Here is an 18,491-nt window from a genome sequence, read left to right as displayed (position 1 = left end):
GTGTGCACATGTCTGCTGATGTTCGCGGCTACCTATCCGGTTGATCAGGTCCTGACTCGCTCACTCTCCGCCTGCTTACCGGCGCGTTCCGGCCTCCTTTGGCCTGGTCCTAGCTGGTCCTAGCTGGTCCTGAGAAGATGTGAGTCATGACCACCCCCGACTTCGAGCGGCTCGCGACGCTCGTACAGAAACGCCGCACCGAGCTGCGCCTCGGCGTGGAGCCCGCCGCCCGGCGCGGCGGCATCAGCAAGGACACCTGGAAGCGCGTCGAGGCCGGCACCAAGGTCTGGGACCGCACCTACGCAGGCATCGAGGTCGCCCTCCAGTGGGCGTCAGGCAGCTGCACGCGCGTCCTCGACGGCGGCGACCCGATCGTCAGCGAGCCCCTCACCGACCACCCCGACACGACCGTCACCGAGATCCCGAAGGCTGAACTGGAGCGGCACGTCGGCGACGCCGTCACGCACGCCGCTATCGCCACCAAGGGATCCCTGACGGGAGACGAGATCCTTGAGCTGAACAAGCGCGTCCTCGATCACCTGAAGGAGCGCGGCATCCTCTGATCGAGGACGCGCTTGTTCAGCTAGCAGAAATCACACATTCGACGTACAACCATTCGCATACATCGCTTTGTTATCGCTTGGCCTCACACATTTCTGGTCCTGCCAGGTCCCAACAAGTCACAGGCATGGCAGAGTCTTTGCATCACCTTGGGGGTTCCCCACAGTCCCGAGAGGGGGAACCAGCATGCAAAGCACCCTGCTCGTAACCGATCCCGACCCGCAGTTCGACGGGTGGGCGGGATTGATCAACGGGAAGAGGATGGTTTGTGTGATGCCTGCCGATCTCGTGACTGACACGGAACGCCGTCAGTCACTACGCGAGATCGTCAGGCGCGGAGGAGGAGACTGCGACAGCTGCCGCAACTGCCATATAGGCAACGACAGCTGACAGTCGGCCGCGGTGTTCCGGCGGAGGGGTACCCGCCGGACGACCGCACCAGCAGCAAGGGGGCCACATGCCGTGGATCGAACGGCGCGGGAACAGCATCCGCGTCAAGTGGTGGGCTGGCGAGTACAAGATCCATCCGGGCGGTCGGAAGACCAAGCGCTACGAGTCCGCGTCTGGACCCGAACCCGGCGAGCCCTTTGAGACCGAGGCCGAGGCCTACGACTACGGCCTTGACCGAGAGCACGACGTCCGCCACGGCAAGCACATTCGCCGGGCCTCAGCGAAGACCCTAATGGAGGACTACTGCTGGATGTGGTGGGAGGCGCAGGACCTGCGCCCCATGTCGATGGGCAGGTACAAGTCCCGCCTGAAGGCCAGGATCGTCCCCTACTGGGGCGACCGGCCCGTCGGCGACATCACCGCATGGGAGTACGACGCGTGGAAGAAGAGCCTCAGGAAGGCGGAAGCCGCCGGCGAGCTCTCCCATCACTACGCCAGCCAGCTGCTCAGCCTGTTCAACCTGCTGATGACTGATGCGGTGGTCAAGTACAAGCTGCGCAACGAGTCCCCTGTCGTCAACCACCGACGCCGCGGCAGGTACGTGAAGAGGAAGCGCGAGATCAAGCGGCCTCTGGAAATGCAGGTCCTGCACCATCTTGCCCGCAACGCATACACGGTCTGGGGGTTCACCGGCTGGGTGTGCGTGTGGGCCACAGCGTTCACCGGCCTGCGCCCGCCGGGGGAACTGTGGGGGTTGCGCCGTGAGTTCACATCCCCCACCTGGCCCGCCTCCGACCCTGACGACGAGCGCCGCGCGCTGGCCGCAGGCCGGTACGGGCCGGATCACATGCCTGCGATCCGGGTGCAGTGGCAGCAGCAGTACGTTGACGGGACGCGGTCCCTGGTGGACCCCAAGTACGACTCGCACCGGACCCTCGTGATCCCGCCGTTCCTGCACGAGCTGTTCGTGGTATTGCTGGCGTCGCATGACAGCGAGTGGACGTTCCCTGGCATCCAGGGCGGGGAGATGCCGAGGAACTGGTACGACAGCTACTGGATCCCGATCAGGGACGGCGTTCCGGAGCGTGGCGGGCGCAGGGACCTGATACGGCCGAGGATCTTCGCGGTGCCTCAGATGGCAGGCAAGCGGTTCTATCTGGTGCGGCACGGCCACCGCGAGTGGCTGGACGAGGACGGGCATTCGCGCACGGCGATCGAGACGCGCATGGGGCACGAGGTGGCCGGAGTGGAGGGCCTGTACAGCAATCTGACTCCGCGGATGGAGGCGGCCATCATGCAGAGTCTGCAGGAGCGGTGGGACAAGTTCTGGGCGATGGGTGTCTGGTGGGCACCACCGGTTCCCATCAGTCTCCCATCTGGGAGCGAGAGCGACGGAGTTCACAGGTCAGACGGGTAGCTGAATCAAAGGGTGAGCATCATGTCGATGCCTCCGGCCGAGGACCGCGCGTACGCGTCACGGGTCTGCACCTCGGGGTTGCCGTAGTCCTTCGCCACGGCGGAGACCGCGGCCTTGCCGTCGGCGGCGCTCACGCCGTCCGCGAAGGTGACGGAGACCAGGGTGTCGGAGTCCTGGGCCCGGTGCGGGGCCCAGGCCTCGCGGGTGACGACGTAGTCGCCCACGAGTTCCGACCGGCCGTACACGGCGCGCACGGTGAAGGTGTCCTTCGTGCCGTCGGTGAAGGCGAGTTCGGCGCGGTCGCCGACCTTCAGGCCGCGCTTGTCGGCCTCGCCCCGGGTGACGGCGATGCCGTCGTCGCCGAGCCGGGCCAGGGAGCCCTGGACGTCGCCGAGGTCGAAGGCCTCGGCGAGGGCCCGGGGGTCGGTGACGGTCAGGGCCCGGCCCTTGCCGTCCACTTCGGCCACTCCCTTGCCGAGACCGACGGCCGTCGCGACCTCCGGGCGCTCGGCGAGCGCGGGGGCCAGACGCGGGCTCAGTCCGCTGCCTCCGGCGCCGAAGGACGGGGTGCTGACCGCGATGTCGCCCGCGAAGGACCGGGACACGGTCTGGTCCATGGTCGCCTTCAGGGACGCGCCGAAGACCGTGAACAGGGAGACGACGGCGACGCCGATCATCAGCGCGCTCGCGGTGGCGGCGGTGCGCTTGGGGCTGCGCAGGGCGTTGCGCCGGGCGAGGGCGCCGGTGACGCCGCGCAGCCGGTCCAGCGGGCCGCCGATGAGACGGACCGCGCGCGCGGCGGCGACGGGGCCGAGCACCACGAACGAGGCGAGCGCGAGCACGGCGCCGGTCCCCGCCAGCCACACCGACGGGTCGGCGAGGACCCCGGCCAGCGCGAGGGCCACGGCGGTGAGCCCGAGTGCGGTGCCCGCCACGGCCCGCGTCCGCGAGGCGCCGGAGTGGTCGACGGCCGTCTCGCGCAGCGCGGCCAGCGGCGCGGTGCGCCCGGCCCGGACGGCGGGCAGCAGCGCGGAGGCCATGCAGACGACGACGCCGACCGCGAGGGGCAGCAGCATGGAGGTGGCGCTGATCACCAAGTCGCCCTCGGGGAAGGGGAATCCGATGGCGGGGAACAGCTTCTGGAGCCCGGCCGCGACGGCGATGCCGCCCGCGAGGCCCGCCAGGGACGCGACCACGGCGACGGCGCCCGCTTCGAGCAGTGTCGCGCCGGTGACCTGGCGGCGGGAGGCGCCGAGGGCGCGCAGCAGGGCGTTCTCACGGGTGCGCTGGGCGACGACGATCGCGAACGTGTTGTGGATCGAGAAGGTCGCCACCAGCAGCGCGATGCCGGAGAAGACGAGCAGGAACGTCGTGAACAGGGTCAGGAACTGCCCGGAGATCATCTCGGAGTTCTCCTCCGCGGCCTCCTGGCCGGTGATGGCCTCGACGCCGTCGGGAAGGACGGGGGTCAGCGCGTCGACGAGCTCCGCCTGGCTGGTGCCGGGCCCGGCCCGCACCTGGATGGACGAGGCCCGGCCGGGCTCCGGCGTCAGATGTTTCTCCGCGTCCGCGCGGGTCATGCCGGTGAAGGTCGTCTGCGCCATCCCGTCCTCGCCGCCGAACGTGGCCAGGCCCACGACGGTCACCCGGACCGGGTCGGGCGTGCGCAGGGTCGTGGTGTCGCCGATCTTCAGGTCGCCGCGCTGTGCGGCGCCGCGGTTGACGACGACCTCGCCGGACCTCGCCGGGGCGCGGCCCTCGGCGAGCCGGTAGGGGTTGAGCGCGGTGTCCTCGATCCAGTTGCCCGCGAGGGTGGGCGGGCCCTGGCCGCCGACGGGGTCGCCGTCCTTGCCGACGAGCTGGCCGGCGCCCTGGATGCTGGGCTCGGCGGCCGCGACGCCCGGCACGCGCGCGATCCGCTCGGCGAGGCCCGAGTCGACGGCCTGCCGGACGCCCTGGCTCTCGCCGGGCGCGGTGATGGTGTTCTCCGCGCGGACGACCGCGTCGGTGCCGCGGGTCGCGTCGCCGAACATCGTGTCGAAGCCGGCGCGCAGCGTGTCGCCCATGACGAGGGTGCCCGCCAGGAACGCGACGCCGAGCAGTACCGCGACGAACGTACCGGCGAAGCGGCGCTTGTGGCCGCGCAGGGAGGTGAGGCCGAGGCGCGCGGCGGGGGCGAGGGAGGTCATGACGCCGCCCCCTTCGTGGGGTCGTACGCGCTCGGGACGTCGTAGGCCGCTTCGCCGTACGCGTCGTAGGAGGCCAGGCCGGAGCGGGCCGCGCCCGTGGTCTCGAAGGCCTTCATGCGGTCGAGGACCTTGTCCGCCGTGGGCGCCCGCATGCGGTCCACCAGACGGCCGTCGGCGAGGAAGACGACCTCGTCGGCGTGGGCGGCGGCCACCGGGTCGTGGGTGACCATGACGACGGTGCGGTCCATCTGGCGCACCGTGCGGCCGAGCAGTCCGAGGACCTCCCCGCCGGAGCGCGAGTCGAGGTTGCCGGTGGGCTCGTCGGCGAAGACGACGTCGGGGCGGCCCGCGAACGCCCGGGCCACGGCGACGCGTTGCTGCTGTCCGCCGGAGAGTTCGGCGGGCCGGTGGTGCAGGCGGTCACGCAGGCCGACGACGTCGATGAGCGCGTCCGTCCACTCCTGTTGCGCGCGGTCGCGGCGGCGCCCGGCGAGGTCCATCGGCAGGGTGATGTTCTCCGCGACGGTCAGCGTCGGCACCAGGTTGAAGGCCTGGAAGACGAAGCCGATCCGGTCGCGGCGCAGCAGGGTCAACTGCCGGTCGTCGAGGGAGCCGAGGTCCGTCTCGCCGATGAGGGCGGAGCCCGAGGTGAGGGTGTCCAGGCCCGCGGCGCAGTGCATCAGGGTGGACTTGCCCGAGCCGGACGGGCCCATGATCGCGGTGAAGCGCCCGGCGGGGAACCCGACGCTGACGTCGTCCAGGGCGGTCACCGCGGTCTCGGCGGCCGCGGTCGAGCCGTAGACCTTGACGGCCCGCTCGACCCGTGCGGCGTAGCGGATCCCGGCCGGCTGCGGGGTGGTGGCGGTGCTCATGACCGGCCTCCCTCGGCCACGCGGCCGAACTCCTCGTTCAGGACGGTGAGGCGGCGCCAGTACTCGTCCTCGTCGATCTCGCCGGAGGCGAAGCGGTGGCCGAGGACGGCGATGGGCGACTTCGGGTCGACCGGCGCGGCGCCCCGCTGCCAGGGCCCGCCCCGGCCGCGCCACACGGTGCGGCGCAGGACCGTGACGACGCCGAACACCACGGCCGCCCAGATCAGCGGGAAGAACAGGATCCACGGGCCGGGCCCGCCGTCGAACGCCAGGGTGTACATGATGTCCATCTCCTCGAAGGGGTGCGGAGCCGTGCTTTCCGTCGCTTCCGAGCCTGGTCCGGGGGCGCGTCGAAGTCGTCGTACGGCCAGCGGCCGTGCGCGTACCTCCCGGGGAGTACGAGGGGGCGTGGCGCCTGCTCCCCCGTGTGCGGTGCCGCGACGGATGCCTTCTCACCTGGCGCTCTGTACCTATTAGTATGTACAGTGTCGGCATGAGCACCCCGGAGCGTCTGATCGAGTCCACCCGCGAGCTGCTGTGGGAGCGGGGCTATGTGGGCACGAGCCCCAAGGCCATCCAGCAGCACGCGGGCGCCGGACAGGGCAGCATGTACCACCACTTCTCCGGCAAGCCCGACCTCGCGCTCGCCGCGATCCGGCGCACGGCCCAGGAGATGCGCGCCACCGCCGAGGCCTCGCTGAGCGGCGCCGGGTCGGCGTACGAGCGCGTCGCCGGGTATCTGCTGCGCGAGCGCGACGTGTTGCGCGGCTGCCCCGTCGGGCGCCTGACGATGGACCCGGACGTCATCGCGAGCGACACGCTGCGCGCGCCGGTCACCGAGACCCTGGAGTGGCTGCGCGGGCGGCTCGCCGCGATCGTCCAGGAGGGCCTGGACCAGGGCGAGTTCAGCCCGTCGCTCGACGCCCACGAGATCGCGTCGACCATCGTCGCCACGGTCCAGGGCGGCTATGTCCTGGCCCGCTCCACGGGCTCCCCCGACGCCTTCGACGCGGGCGTACGCGGCCTGCTTGCCCTGCTCGCCCCGCGCTGAGCCCGCCGTACGCACTCCGGCGCCCGCACTCACCACCGGGGCGTCGCGCTTCCCGCACGCCCCGCACTACGCACAGAGGAACGCCGTGCACATCACCCGCACCCGCCCCGCAAGCCTGCGCGGCCCCGCCGAGCACTTCACCGGCAGCGTCTGGCTCGACGAGATCGCGAGCCCCGAAGCCCCGTCCCGGCTACGGATGTTCAACGTCCACTTCGCTCCGGGCGCGCACACCGCCTGGCACCGCCATCCGCACGGCCAGGTCCTGCACGTCACCGAGGGCGAGGGCCTGGTGCAGCGCGAGGGCGGGCCCGTGGAGCCGATCCGGGCGGGCGACACCGTGTGGATCGCGCCCGGTGAGCGGCACTGGCACGGAGCCGGGCCGCACACGTTCATGACGCACCTGGCCGTGGTGGAGGCCGCCGACGACGGCACCGCCGCCCACTGGGAGGAACTCCTCGCCGCCGACGAGTACCCGGCCTGAGACCCCGCATCCGACAGAACAGCAGGTACGCACACCATGCACGCTCTGCAGTACGAGATCACCCTGCCCGCCGACTACGACATGGGCGTCATCCGTGACCGCGTGGCGGCCAAGGGCCATCTCCTCGACGACTTCCCCGGCCTCGGCTTCAAGGCCTACCTCATGCGCGAGCGCGGCGTCGACGGCTCGCCCGTGAACCAGTACGCGCCGTTCTACCTCTGGAACACCGCCGAGGGCATGAACTCCTTCCTCTGGGGGCCCGGATTCCAGGGGCTCACCGACGACTTCGGGCGGCCGGTGGTGCAGCACTGGACGGCGCTCGCCTACGAGGCCGGGCCCGCCGTCGACGCCCCGCCGACGGCGGCGGTGCGCCACCGGACGCCGCTGCCGGAGGGCGCGCGGATCGCGGACCTCGCCACCGGGCTCCTCGACGACGCGGCGGCCCTCTCCCGCGTCGACGGGGCGGTCGGCGTGACGGTGGCCGTCGACCCGCGGCACTGGGAGGCGGTGACGTTCTCGCTCTGGGCCCACGAGGCGCCCGCGGGGCGCGGCGAGGTCTTCCAGGTCCTGCACTGCTCGACGCCCGAGCGCGACCGGCTCGTCCGGGGCAGGTCGTGGTGAACGGGGCGGGCCCGGCGGTCCGTACCGTCACGGGGGACGTCGCGCCGTCCGAGCTCGGCGTCTGCGACGCGCACGACCACCTCTTCCTGCGCAGCCCCCGGCTCCCGGGCCAGGAGCTGGACTCGGCGCGGGCCGCGGCCGACGAGCTCGCGGCCTTCCGCGCGGCGGGCGGCCGCAGCCTCATCCAGTGGACCCCGCACGGCATGGGCCGCCACGCGGCCGAACTGCCCGCCCTGGCCCGCGCGACGGACACCCGGATCGTGGCCGCGACGGGCCTGCACCAGGCCGTGCACTACGACGCGGACGCACTCGCCGCGCTGCGCGCCACCGGCCTGGCCGCGGTGTTCGTACGGGAGCTGACCGACGGCATCGCCGGCAGCGGCGTACGGGCCGGTCTGATCAAGGTCGCGGGCGGCTTCCACACCCTGGACGCCCACGCCCGCTGGACGATGACGGCGGCGGCCGAGGCCCACCACGCGACGGGCGCGCCCATCGCCGTCCACCTGGAGCTGGGCACCGGCGCCGAGGACGTGCTCGACCTGCTCTGCGCCGATCTGGAGGTGCCGCCCGCCAAGGTGATCCTCGGCCACCTCAACCGCTTCCCGGACCTCGACGTCCACCTCCGGGCCGCGGCGGCGGGCGCCTATCTGGCCTTCGACGGGCCCTCGCGCGCCCACCACGCCACGGACTGGCGCATGCCGGACGCGGTACGGGCCCTCGCCGACGCGGGCCACGGCGCCCGGCTGCTCCTGGGCGGCGACACCACGACGGCCGCCGCGCGCTCCGTGCACGGCGGGCCCGGCCTGCCGCATCTGCTGCGCGGGGTCCGCCCGCGCCTGGCGCGCGCCGTCGGCGAGGACCTGGTGGACCGGATGCTCACGGCGAACCCGGCCGCGGCCTTCGCCGTGGAGTGGCCCGCCTGACACCACCGGTGCGGTGCCGCCCGGCACCGCACCGGGAAGGCGGGCGCTCACCCGCACACCCGTATTGCATCGCGCGTTCCAAAACAGGTACGGTTCCGTCATGGCCCGACCGAGGACGTTCGACGAGGAGCGGGCCCTGGACGCGGCGATGCGCGCCTTCTGGGAAAAGGGCTACGAAGCCACTTCGACCCAGGACCTGTGCGACGCCACCGGACTGGGCCGCAGCAGCATCTACAACACCTTCACCAGCAAGCACGACCTGTTCCGCAGGTCGCTGAACCGCTACATCGACATGATGAGCGCCCCGCAGGCGGAGATCCTGGAGGACAGCGAGCGCCCGGGCTTCGACCGGCTCCGCGCGCTGTACACCCGGATCGTCGACAGCGAGTTCGAGTACCGCGAGGACGACCGCAGCATCGGCTGCCTCACCGTCAACACGGTGGTCGAGCTCGCCCGGCGCGACGCCGACGCGGACGCGCTGATCCAGCGCGACCTCGACCTGCGGCTCCGGCTGCTGCGGATCGCGATCGACGCGGGCAAGCGCGACGGCACCATCACCGCCCGCCGGGACACGGAGTCCCTGGCCCGGTTCGTCAACGCCACCATCGGCGGCATGCGGGTCTCCGCCCAGGCGGGCGCCGACCGCGCCGCCCTCGAAGCCATCGCCGAGACGGCTCTGGACGCGCTGCGCCCCTGACCCTCCCCGCCGCACGGGCACGGCGAACCCACCCCGGAGCCCCTTCCGCGGCACCCCCTGCCCCAATTTTGTACTGACCTATCCAATACTTGCCCCGCCCACCCCGAGGAGCACCCATGCCCCGCGCCGTATACGTCCTGGCCCTAGGCATCTTCGCCATGGTGACCAGCGAGTTCGTCGTCGCCGGACTCATGCCGCAGATGGCCGACGGGCTCGGCGCCACGATCCCCGAGATCGGCTATCTGATCACGGCCTTCGCGATCGCCATGGCCTTCGGCGGGCCGTTCCTGACGGCCGCCCTGCTCAAACTGGCGCCGAAGCGGGCCCTGCTGGTCGTCTTCGCCGTCTTCCTGGCGGGCAACGTCCTGGCCGCCCTCGCCCCCGACTACGGGACCATGCTGGTGGCGCGCGTGGTCACCGGCGTCGCCTCGCAGGCCTTCTTCGGGGTCGGCATCTCCATGGCCACGCAGCTGGCCCGGCCCGAGATGCGGGGCCGCGCCGTCGCCGTCGCGCTGAACGGGCTGATGCTGGGCACGCTCCTCGGCCTGCCGATGGCCACCGTCGTCGGGGAACACCTCGGCTGGCGCGCCGCGTTCTGGGCCATCACCGTGCTCACCGCCCTCGCCGCGGTCACGACGTTCTTCGGGGTGCCGCACGTCGAGCGCACCGAGGGCGGTGGCGCGCTCCGCGACGAGCTGGGCGCCTTCAAGAGCCCGCGGCTCTGGCTCTCCCTTCTCACCAGTACGTTCGTCATCGGCGCCACCTTCTCCGCCTTCAGCTACCTCAACCCGATCCTCACCGAGATCACCGGCTTCGCCACCGGCACCGTGCCGCTGCTGCTCATCGCCTACGGTGCCGCCACCCTCATCGGCAACACCGTCGTCGGCCGCCTCGCCGACCGGTACACCCTGCCCGTCCTGGCCACGGGCCTGCTGCTGAACCTCGGCTTCCTCATCGGCTTCGCGCTCGTCGCCGACGTACCGGTCGCCGCCGTGGCGATGATGCTGGGCATCGGCCTGGTGGGCGTCACCATGAACCCGGCGATGATCACCCGCGTCCAGCGCGCCAGCAACACCGGCCCCCTGGTCAACAGCGTCCACTCGTCGTTCATCACGGGCGGCATCATCATCGCGACGTCCGTCGGCGGCCCCGCCATCGACGCCTACGGGCTGCGCGCCCCGCTGTGGATCGGCGCCGGGCTCGCGGTGCTCGGACTGCTCTCGCTGATCCCGGACCTGCGGCGGCGCGGGGCCGCCGCACCGGCCACCGCCGACGTCGTGGCCCCCGTACGGGAACCCGCTCGGGTCGGCTGAGGCGCCTCGCGCCCCTAACCCAGCGCCCCCAGGGGGTCGTCGAGCACCGGCTGCCAGGCCAGCTCGGCGGCCCCCACCAGGCTGTTGTGGTCGAGGGTGCAGGCCAGGATCGGCACCCCGCCGCTGCGGCCCCACAGGCTCCGGTCGGCGACGACCGCGCGCAGCCGCTCCGGGTCCGCGTCGAGCAGCGCGCGGTGCAGACCGCCGAGGACGATGCGGTCGGGGTTGAGGATGTTCACCAGGCCCGCGAGACCGAGGCCCAGACGGTCGATCAGGGCTTCGGCGGCCACCCGCACCGCCGGGTCGGCGTAGTGCTCGGCCAACAGCGTGCGCGCCTGGTTGAGCAGCCCCTCGGGGCCGGGCCTGACCCCGGCCTCCGTCAGGAAGGCGAGCGGGTCGGTCTCCACGTCCAGACAGCCGCGGCTGCCGCAGTGGCAGGGGCGCCCCTCCGGGTGCACCGTGAGGTGCCCGACTTCGAGGGCGAGTCCCGAACTCCCGGTGTGCAGGCGGCCGTCCAGGACCAGGGCGCCGCCGACCCCCCGGTGCCCGGTCGCCACGCACAGCAGGTCGCGGGCGCCGCGCCCGGCGCCGTGCCGGTGCTCGGCGAGCGCCGCGAGGTTCACGTCGTTGCCGGTGAAGGCGGGGCCCGTGACCCCGGCCCGGCGTACGCAGTCCGCGAAGATCTCCCGCACCGGCGCGCCCGCGGGCCAGGCCAGGTGCAGCGGGTTGAGGGCGGTGCCCTCCGGTTCCGCGACGGCCGAGGGCACCGCGAGTCCGGCGCCGACGCACCGCCTCCCGGTCTCGCGCAGCAGGCGCGCGCCCTCGTCGACGACCGTGCCGAGCACCTGCGCCGGGTCCGCGTCGATCGTCTCGCAGCCGGGCGTCGTGGCGACGATCTCGCCGCCGAGGCCGACGAGCGCCGCGCGGAAGCCGTCGGCGTGCACCTGGGCGGCGAGGGCGACCGGACCGGTCCCCGCGACGGAGAGGCGGTGCGAGGGGCGGCCCTGCGACCCCGAGGCGGCGCTCGGCTTCGCGTCGACGCTGATCAGGCCGAGCGCCTCCAACTCGGCCGCGACGGCGCCCGCCGTGGCGCGCGTGACGCCCAACTCGGCGGTGAGGACGGCTCGGGTGGGTGCGCGCCCGGTGTGGACGAGTTCGAGTGCGGGGCCGAGCGCGGTACGCCCTCGCTCCAGGCGCGTACGCGCCTCACCCCCGGTGGCAGCCTTCCCGTTCATGAGTGCGAGTCTCCCATGATCCGTACGCCACCTCGCCGTTCCGTCGTCGCCATCCGGCCTTCCCGCGCTCTTCGCCTGCCCGTGATCCACGGTTTCGTACGCCTCTTTCCGAAGTGCGCCGCCTCGGCTCCGCGCCGGGGCCGCGCCGCACCGCGCGCACCGCGCGGCGGCCGCACCCCGGACAACCGCCTTGTCCCCGACCGGGGTGCGGCCCTACGCTGACTTTGTGCCGCTACTAAACAAAACCACGTCAGAGGCGTCCGAGGCCACGTCCCACGACTTCGGCCGACTGCGCGCCGCCCTCACCGTGTTCTTCGCCCTCGACGGCTTCGTCTTCGCCGGATGGGTCGTCCGCATCCCCGCCATCAAGGAGCAGACGGGGGCGTCGGCGAGCACGCTGGGGCTCGCGCTGCTCGGGGTCTCGGCGGGGGCCGTGGTGACGATGACGATGACGGGGCGGCTGTGTACGCGCTTCGGCAGCCATCCGGTGACCGTGGCGTGCGGCGTCCTGATGCCGCTGAGCGTCGCGCTGCCCCCGCTGACGCACTCGGCCCTCGCCCTCGGCCTGGTCCTGCTGCTCTTCGGCGCCGCGTACGGCGGCATCAACGTGGCCATGAACAGCGCGGCCGTCGATCTCGTCCGGGCGCTGCGGCGGCCGGTCATGCCCAGTTTCCACGCGGCGTTCAGCCTCGGCGGCATGATCGGGGCGGGCCTCGGCGGCCTGGTCGCCGGGCACCTCTCCCCCACCCGGCACCTGCTCGGGCTCGCCCTGATCGGCCTCCTCGTCACGGCGGTGACCGCGCCGACGCTGCTGCGGTACGAGGTGCCGCAGGCCCCGGCCGCCGCCGGGTCGCGGGCGTCCGCGCCGCCCGGGTCCGGCGGCGGCGGCGCGCGGGTGCTCGTCCTGGTCTTCGGGCTCGTCGCGCTGTGCACGGCGTACGGCGAAGGGGCGCTGGCCGACTGGGGCGCGCTCCACCTGGAGCAGGACCTCGACGCACACCCCGGCGTCGCCGCGGCGGGGTACTCGTGCTTCGCCCTCGCGATGACGATCGGCCGTCTGTCCGGCACGGCGCTCCTCGAACGCCTCGGCGGCACCCGCACCGTCGTCGGCGGCGGCCTGCTCGCCGCGGCCGGGATGCTCCTCGGCGCGCTCGCCCCCTCCACGGGCGCGGCGCTCGCCGGGTTCGCGATCACGGGCCTCGGCCTGGCCAACATCTTCCCCGTGGCGATCGAGCGCGCCGGTGCGCTCGCCGGTCCGAGCGGGGTGGCGGCCGCGTCCACGCTCGGCTACGGCGGCATGCTGCTCGGGCCGCCCGCGATCGGCTTCATGGCGGACTGGTTCTCCCTGCCGGTGGCGCTGACCAGCGTGGCCCTCCTCGCGGCGCTCGCCGCGGGCATCGCGGGGGCGACGGGCCGCGCGTCCGCGGCGCGCGGCGACGCCTGAGCCCTCCGAGGGAGGGTGGGTGCGGCGCCCTCCGCCACCGCGCCCGCCCTCACGCGCGCCCCCGCGCCCGGCCACAAGCGCCTTTCGTCCCGGCGCGAACGCGGGCATCGCTTCCCCCACGCGCGGGCCGGATCGTCCTGCACAATCCCCGCATGGAGATTGCCGAGCACATAGAGATCCTCGACCGGGAAGGGCGGCTGCTCGCCCGCGCCGCCGAGGAGGCGGGGACCGCTGCCGCCGTGCCCACCTGCCCCGGGTGGCGGGTGCGTGACCTGGTGCGGCACACGGGCGTGGTGCACCGCTGGGCCGCCGCCTTCGTCGCCGACGCGCATCCTTCCTTCCGCTCCTTGCCGGAGGAGCCGGCCCTGGACGGCGCCGACCTCGTGGCGTGGTTCCGCGAGGGGCACGCGCGGCTCGTCGCCGCACTCACCGCCGCCCCGGCCGACCTGCGGTGCTGGACGTTCCTGCCCGCCCCGTCACCGCTGGCCTTCTGGGCGCGGCGGCAGGCGAACGAGACGGCCGTGCACCGGGTGGACGCCGAGTCCGCCCGGGGCGGTACGCCCACGGCCGTCGGCACGGACTTCGCGGTGGACGGCATCGACGAGCTGCTCCGCGGCTTCCACGCCCGGCCCAAGAGCCGGTTGCGCACGCCGGAGCCGCGCGTGCTGCGGATCCGCGCCACCGACGCGAAGGAGGCGTGGACGGTCCATCTGTCCACGGAGGTGCCCGTCACCGAGCACGGCGACACCCTGCCCGCCGACTGCGAGGTCGCGGGTCAGGCGGCGTATCTGTATCTGGCCCTGTGGAACCGGCTGCCGTTCCCGCAGATCACGGGCGACACCGCGCTCGCCACGCTGTGGCGCGAGACGGCGGGGGTCGGCTGACGCCGGGCCGACGAGGGCCCGGCTCCGGCCGGGCCCGCCCCCCCGGGGCCGCGGTCAGGCGTCCGGCGCGGCCAGCATGCGGGTGAGCACGGCGCGCTGCACCGGCTTCACCTCGGCGTGCAGCGCACGCCCCTTGGCGGTCAGACAGACGAGCACGCCGCGGCGGTCCTCGCTGCACATGCCGCGCTCGACCAGGCCGTCCTTCTCCAGACGGCCGACGAGGCGGGACAGGGCGCTCTGGCTCAAGTGGACCTGGCAGGCGATGTCCTGGACCCGGAAGCCGCCGCCACCGCCCGCGGAGTGGCCCGCGGCGAGCACGTCGAGCACCTCGAAGTCACTCGCGCCCAGACCGTGCGGATGCAGCTCCCGGTCCAGCTCGCAGAGGGTGCGCGCGTGCACCGCGAGGATCTCCCGCCACTCGTTCACAAGCCCTTGCTCGGCCTCCGCCGGGGGCTCGGCCTTCGTCGCCGCCATGGCGGCACCGTAGCAGAAATCGGGCGATTATTGCATCGGAATTAAATGCACTTGCAGTCAATGCATATGCATGTACTGTGCTCCGCATGACTTCACCGGTCTCCCCTGTCCCCCATGCCTCCGCGTCGGCGGAGCGCTGGACCCCACGCCTGTGGGGCACGCTGCTCGTCCTGTGTGCCGCGATGTTCCTGGACGCCCTCGACGTCTCGATGGTCGGCGTCGCCCTGCCCTCCATCGGCTCGGACCTGGACCTCTCCACCTCGTCCCTGCAGTGGGTCGTCAGCGGCTACATCCTCGGCTACGGCGGTCTGCTGCTGCTCGGCGGCCGCGCCGCCGACCTCCTCGGACGCCGAGAGGTCTTCCTCATCGCCCTCGGCGTCTTCGCCGTCACCTCCCTGTTCGGAGGGCTCGTCGACTCCGGGCCGCTCCTCATCGCCAGCCGCTTCGTGAAGGGCCTGAGCGCCGCGTTCACCGCGCCCGCGGGCCTGTCGATCATCACCACGACCTTCGCCGAGGGCCCGGTCCGCAACCGCGCCCTGTCCATCTACACCACCTGTGCCGCCACCGGCTTCTCGCTCGGCCTCGTCCTGTCCGGCGTCCTCACCGAGGTCAGCTGGCGCCTGACCATGCTGCTGCCCGCGCCGATCGCCGTCATCGCGCTCGTCGCCGGTCTCAAGCTCATCCCGCGCTCCGCCCGCGAGGCGAACCGCGGCGGCTACGACGTGCCGGGCGCCGTCACCGGCACGGCGTCGATGCTGCTGCTCGTCTTCACCGTCGTCCAGGCCCCCGAGGTCGGCTGGGCCTCCGCCCGCACGCTGCTGTCGTTCCTGGCCGTGGCGGTGCTCCTCGCCGCCTTCGTCGCCATCGAGCTGCGCACCGCGAGCCCGCTGATCCGCCTCGGCGTCCTGCGCTCGGGAGCGCAGGTCCGCGCCCAGCTCGGCGCGGTGACCTTCTTCGGCGGCTACGTCTCGTTCCAGTTCATCGCCACCCAGTACCTCCAGTCGCTGCTCGGCTGGTCGGCCCTGGAGACGGCGCTCGCCTTCCTGCCCGCGGGCGTGATCGTGGCCCTGTCCGCCACGAAGATCGCCGGGGTCATCGACCGGTTCGGCACCACCCGGGTCATCGTGACCGGCTTCGCGCTGCTCGTCGCGTCGTACGCGCTGTTCCTGCGCATCGACCTGACGCCGACGTACGTCGCGGTCATCCTGCCCTCGATGGTGCTGCTCGGCGTCGCGTGCGCCCTGGTCTTCCCCTCGCTCAACATCCAGGCCACCAACGGCGTGGCCGACCACGAGCAGGGCATGGTCTCGGGCCTGCTCAACACCTCGATCCAGGTGGGCGGCGCGGTCATCCTCGCGATCACCACCGCGGCCATCACGGCCTCCGGCAAGGGTTCGCCCGAGACCGGCGCCTCGCCCGCGGAGGTCCTCGACAGCTACCGGCCGGGCCTGGTCCTGGTGACGGCCTTCGCGGTCGCCGGTCTGCTCATCAACCTCACCGGCCTGCGCGCGCGGCGCAAGCAGCGGACGATCACCGTCGCCTCGTCGCAGCCGCGGACGGACGCCCCGCGCGAGCAGGTCACCGTCGGCGACTGACCACGACCGGCCCCCGGGGCCCGGCGGGCGGTTTCTTGCCCGCCGGGCCCCGGCCCTGTGACACTCCCCGTATGAATGACATGGGGGACACGGTCGGACAAGGCCGACGGAGCCAGGCCGAGCGGGACGCGGTCACGGTCGAGATCGGGTACGCGCTCGCGAGCGCGGCGGCGGCCGCCGTGCTCGTCTTCATGGCCCTCGCGGGCGGGCCCGTCCTCGTCTTCGGCCTGTCGGGCGGCGCCGCGCGGACGCTCACGGTCGTGGGCGTGACGCTCGCCGCCCTCGTGTTCGTCGTCCGCGTCGTCACCGTCCTGTGGCGCTTCACCGAGCGGTGGCGGGCGCGCCGCGCGGCCCTTCCCGGGCTGCCCGCTCAGCCCAGCCAGCCGGGGCGGACCAGGCCCGACTCATAGGCCAGGACGACCAGTTGGGCGCGGTCGCGGGCGCCCAGTTTCACCATCGTGCGGCTCACATGCGTCTTGGCGGTGAGCGGGCTGACGACCAGGCGGCGCGCGATCTCCTCGTTGGACAGGCCGATGCCGACCAGGGCCATCACCTCCCGCTCCCGCTCGGTGAGGTCGGCGAGCGCCCCGGCGGCCGCAGGTTCCTTGGAGCGCGCGGCGAACTCCCCGATGAGGCGGCGCGTCACCCCGGGCGAGAGCAGCGCGTCGCCCGCGACCACCGCCCGCACCGCGCGCAGCAGTTCGTCGGGCTCGGTGTCCTTCACCAGGAAGCCCGAGGCGCCGGAGCGGATCGCCTCGAAGACGTACTCGTCGAGCTCGAACGTGGTGAGCATGACCACCCGGACCCCGTCGAGGTCCGGCTCTCCGGTGATCCGGCGGGTGGCCTCCAGGCCGTCGAGCAGCGGCATGCGGATGTCCATCAGGACGACGTCGGGCCGCAGCTCCCGCACCTTGCGCACCGCCTCCTCGCCGTCCGCGGCCTCGCCCGCCACCTCGATGTCCGCCTGGGCGTCGAGCAGCGCCTTGAACCCCGCGCGGACCAACGACTGGTCGTCGGCGAGCAGTACGCGGATCACGGGGCCTCCTGGGGTGGGGTGCTCACTGGTCGTCGTGCCGGTCCCGGCCGGGCCGCGCGGCACCGGTGGTGGGCAGCACCGCCGTCACGCGGAAGCCGCCGTCGGGGCGCGGACCCGCCTCAATGGTGCCCTTGAGCGCGGCGGCCCGCTCCCGCATGCCGGCCAGGCCGTTGCCGCTGCCGCCCGCGTCCGCGCCGGTGGCGGGGCCGTCGTCGTCGACGCGCAGGGTCACGGAGCCCGGGGCGCGGCGCACCAGGACGCGGGCCCGCCGCGAACCGGAGTGGCGTACGACGTTGGTGAGCGCCTCCTGGACGATGCGGAAGGCGGCCAGGTCCACGCCGGGCGGCAGCGGGCCGTCGCGGCCCTCCCTGGTGACGGTCACCGTCAGGCCGGTGCTCCCCGCCTGCTCGACGAGCTCGGGCAGCCGGTCGAGGCCCGGGGCCGGGGCGCGCGGGGCGGCTCCCGGGGCCCGCAGGGTGTCGAGGACCTGACGGACCTCGCCGAGGGCCTCCTTGCTGGCGGCCTTGATCGTGGTCAGGGCGGTTCTGGCCTGCTCGGGGTCGGAGTCGAGCAGGGCGAGGCCCACCCCGGCCTGCACGTTGATGACGGAGATGCTGTGGGCCAGGACGTCGTGCAGCTCGCGGGCCATCCGCAGGCGCTCCTCGTCGGCGCGGCGCCGGGCCGCGAGCGCCCGCTCGGCGCGCTCCTTGGCCCACTGCTCGCGGCGGGTGCGGGCCAGCTCCGCGACCGCGACGGTCGCCACCACCCAGACGGCGACGACCAGTTCCTCGCCCCAGCCGAGCGCGCCGTCCCCGTCCGGCGGCAGCCAGCGGTACAGCACCTGCGTGACCAGGATCTGCCCGGCCCACCACAGGCCGACGGCGCCCCACGCCGCCCGCCGGTGCCCCGCGACGACCGCCGCGAAGCAGCCGACCGCGACCGTGAGGAGCACGGGCCCGTACGGATATCCGGCGCCCAGGTAGACCAGGGTGGCCCCGGCGGTGACGTAGGCCACGGCCACGGGGTGGCGGTGGCGCAGCAACAGGGAGCCCGACGCGAGCAGGAGCAGCGCCCGAGCGAAGCCGTCGACCCCCACGCGCTCGGGCTGGCCGTGCGCCGCGAAGCCCGTGCCGATCTGGATGAACGCCGTGAGCAGCACGGTCGTCAGCCAGGGCAGGCGGCGCCCGGCCGCAGCAGGCTCGTCGGGGCCCCGCAACCGCCACCACGGCGGCCCCTGCCGCCACCCCGGTGGTCCGCTCCGGGGCGGGCCGGGACACCCGCGTCCGCGCTGTTCGTCCATGGCGGCCA

General features: G+C 73.3%; 19 protein-coding genes. 12 read left to right on the top strand and 7 right to left on the bottom strand.

What is annotated here, in order from left to right; genetic code table 11:
• Positions 1 to 146: 146 nt before the first annotated feature.
• Positions 147 to 563 (top strand): hypothetical protein, encoded by a 417-nt coding sequence (locus tag C9F11_RS37980; protein WP_138964336.1) that lies wholly within the window; start codon positions 147 to 149, stop codon positions 561 to 563.
• 455 nt (positions 564 to 1,018) lie between these two features.
• Positions 1,019 to 2,368 carry an integrase gene (locus tag C9F11_RS37975; protein WP_138964334.1) on the top strand — a complete coding sequence of 450 codons (1,350 nt, stop codon included), beginning with the start codon at positions 1,019 to 1,021 and terminating at the stop codon, positions 2,366 to 2,368.
• 5 nt (positions 2,369 to 2,373) lie between these two features.
• Here C9F11_RS37975 and C9F11_RS37970 read toward each other — a convergent pair whose 3' ends face one another.
• Genes C9F11_RS37970 through C9F11_RS37960 form a run of 3 tightly spaced genes read right to left on the bottom strand, consistent with a single transcriptional unit; the run spans position 2,374 to position 5,710 of the window.
• Complete coding sequence (locus C9F11_RS37970; RefSeq protein WP_249402054.1) at positions 2,374 to 4,557, bottom strand: ABC transporter permease; 2,184 nt, start codon at positions 4,555 to 4,557, stop codon at positions 2,374 to 2,376.
• The gene (locus C9F11_RS37965) at positions 4,554 to 5,429 is read right to left on the bottom strand and encodes an ABC transporter ATP-binding protein (RefSeq protein ID WP_249402053.1); all 876 of its coding nucleotides are present in this window, start codon (positions 5,427 to 5,429) and stop codon (positions 4,554 to 4,556) included. The genes C9F11_RS37970 and C9F11_RS37965 overlap by 4 nt, the downstream gene beginning before the upstream one ends.
• Complete coding sequence (locus tag C9F11_RS37960; RefSeq protein ID WP_138964332.1) at positions 5,426 to 5,710, bottom strand: SHOCT domain-containing protein; 285 nt, start codon at positions 5,708 to 5,710, stop codon at positions 5,426 to 5,428. Before C9F11_RS37960 ends, C9F11_RS37965 begins: the two co-directional genes overlap by 4 nt.
• Positions 5,711 to 5,907: 197 nt before the next feature.
• On the opposite strand from C9F11_RS37960, the gene C9F11_RS37955 reads away from it, so the two are divergent.
• The 6 genes from C9F11_RS37955 to C9F11_RS37930 all read left to right on the top strand — a co-directional run bounded on the left by C9F11_RS37955 (position 5,908) and on the right by C9F11_RS37930 (position 10,515).
• Positions 5,908 to 6,480: a TetR/AcrR family transcriptional regulator gene (locus C9F11_RS37955; RefSeq protein WP_138964330.1), complete on the top strand. Its 573-nt coding sequence runs from the start codon at positions 5,908 to 5,910 to the stop codon at positions 6,478 to 6,480.
• Positions 6,481 to 6,565: 85 nt separating this feature from the next.
• Positions 6,566 to 6,961, top strand: a complete 396-nt coding sequence (locus C9F11_RS37950) for a cupin domain-containing protein (RefSeq protein WP_138964328.1) — start codon at positions 6,566 to 6,568, stop codon at positions 6,959 to 6,961.
• A 36-nt stretch (positions 6,962 to 6,997) separates the two neighbouring features.
• Positions 6,998 to 7,582: a DUF4865 family protein gene (locus tag C9F11_RS37945; RefSeq protein ID WP_138964326.1), complete on the top strand. Its 585-nt coding sequence runs from the start codon at positions 6,998 to 7,000 to the stop codon at positions 7,580 to 7,582.
• Positions 7,576 to 8,505, top strand: coding sequence for a phosphotriesterase (locus C9F11_RS37940; RefSeq protein WP_138964324.1), 930 nt, complete (start codon positions 7,576 to 7,578; stop codon positions 8,503 to 8,505). Before C9F11_RS37945 ends, C9F11_RS37940 begins: the two co-directional genes overlap by 7 nt.
• 100 nt (positions 8,506 to 8,605) lie before the next feature.
• Complete coding sequence (locus tag C9F11_RS37935; protein ID WP_138964322.1) at positions 8,606 to 9,202, top strand: TetR/AcrR family transcriptional regulator; 597 nt, start codon at positions 8,606 to 8,608, stop codon at positions 9,200 to 9,202.
• 116 nt (positions 9,203 to 9,318) lie between these two features.
• Entirely contained in the window at positions 9,319 to 10,515 is a 1,197-nt protein-coding gene (locus C9F11_RS37930) for an MFS transporter (RefSeq protein ID WP_138964320.1), read from the top strand.
• 14 nt (positions 10,516 to 10,529) lie between these two features.
• Here C9F11_RS37930 and C9F11_RS37925 read toward each other — a convergent pair whose 3' ends face one another.
• Positions 10,530 to 11,750: an ROK family protein gene (locus C9F11_RS37925; RefSeq protein WP_138964318.1), complete on the bottom strand. Its 1,221-nt coding sequence runs from the start codon at positions 11,748 to 11,750 to the stop codon at positions 10,530 to 10,532.
• 226 nt (positions 11,751 to 11,976) lie between these two features.
• On the opposite strand from C9F11_RS37925, the gene C9F11_RS37920 reads away from it, so the two are divergent.
• On the top strand, positions 11,977 to 13,194 hold the full coding sequence (locus C9F11_RS37920) for an MFS transporter (protein WP_138964316.1): 1,218 nt from the start codon (positions 11,977 to 11,979) through the stop codon (positions 13,192 to 13,194).
• 152 nt (positions 13,195 to 13,346) lie between these two features.
• On the top strand, positions 13,347 to 14,078 hold the full coding sequence (locus tag C9F11_RS37915) for a maleylpyruvate isomerase family mycothiol-dependent enzyme (RefSeq protein ID WP_138964314.1): 732 nt from the start codon (positions 13,347 to 13,349) through the stop codon (positions 14,076 to 14,078).
• Between the two features lie 54 nt (positions 14,079 to 14,132).
• Here C9F11_RS37915 and C9F11_RS37910 read toward each other — a convergent pair whose 3' ends face one another.
• Positions 14,133 to 14,552, bottom strand: a complete 420-nt coding sequence (locus tag C9F11_RS37910; protein ID WP_138964312.1) for a MarR family transcriptional regulator — start codon at positions 14,550 to 14,552, stop codon at positions 14,133 to 14,135.
• Between the two features lie 86 nt (positions 14,553 to 14,638).
• On the opposite strand from C9F11_RS37910, the gene C9F11_RS37905 reads away from it, so the two are divergent.
• Both C9F11_RS37905 and C9F11_RS37900 read left to right on the top strand, forming a co-directional pair.
• Positions 14,639 to 16,147, top strand: coding sequence for an MFS transporter (locus C9F11_RS37905; protein WP_138964310.1), 1,509 nt, complete (start codon positions 14,639 to 14,641; stop codon positions 16,145 to 16,147).
• 71 nt (positions 16,148 to 16,218) lie between these two features.
• Positions 16,219 to 16,557, top strand: coding sequence for a DUF6332 family protein (locus C9F11_RS37900; protein ID WP_171075971.1), 339 nt, complete (start codon positions 16,219 to 16,221; stop codon positions 16,555 to 16,557).
• On the opposite strand, the gene C9F11_RS37895 is transcribed toward C9F11_RS37900, so the two are convergent.
• Together C9F11_RS37895 and C9F11_RS37890 are read right to left on the bottom strand one after the other, a co-directional pair.
• Positions 16,518 to 17,183 carry a response regulator transcription factor gene (locus tag C9F11_RS37895; RefSeq protein ID WP_138964308.1) on the bottom strand — a complete coding sequence of 222 codons (666 nt, stop codon included), beginning with the start codon at positions 17,181 to 17,183 and terminating at the stop codon, positions 16,518 to 16,520. The genes C9F11_RS37900 and C9F11_RS37895 overlap by 40 nt on opposite strands.
• Positions 17,184 to 17,205: 22 nt before the next feature.
• Positions 17,206 to 18,483: a sensor histidine kinase gene (locus C9F11_RS37890; RefSeq protein WP_171075970.1), complete on the bottom strand. Its 1,278-nt coding sequence runs from the start codon at positions 18,481 to 18,483 to the stop codon at positions 17,206 to 17,208.
• Between the last annotated feature and the right edge of the window lie 8 nt (positions 18,484 to 18,491).

It is taken from the genome of Streptomyces sp. YIM 121038 (assembly GCF_006088715.1).
Lineage (GTDB): Bacteria > Actinomycetota > Actinomycetes > Streptomycetales > Streptomycetaceae > Streptomyces.
Note: the sequence above shows the minus strand (reverse complement) of the source record. Positions and strands in the feature narration are given on the sequence as shown.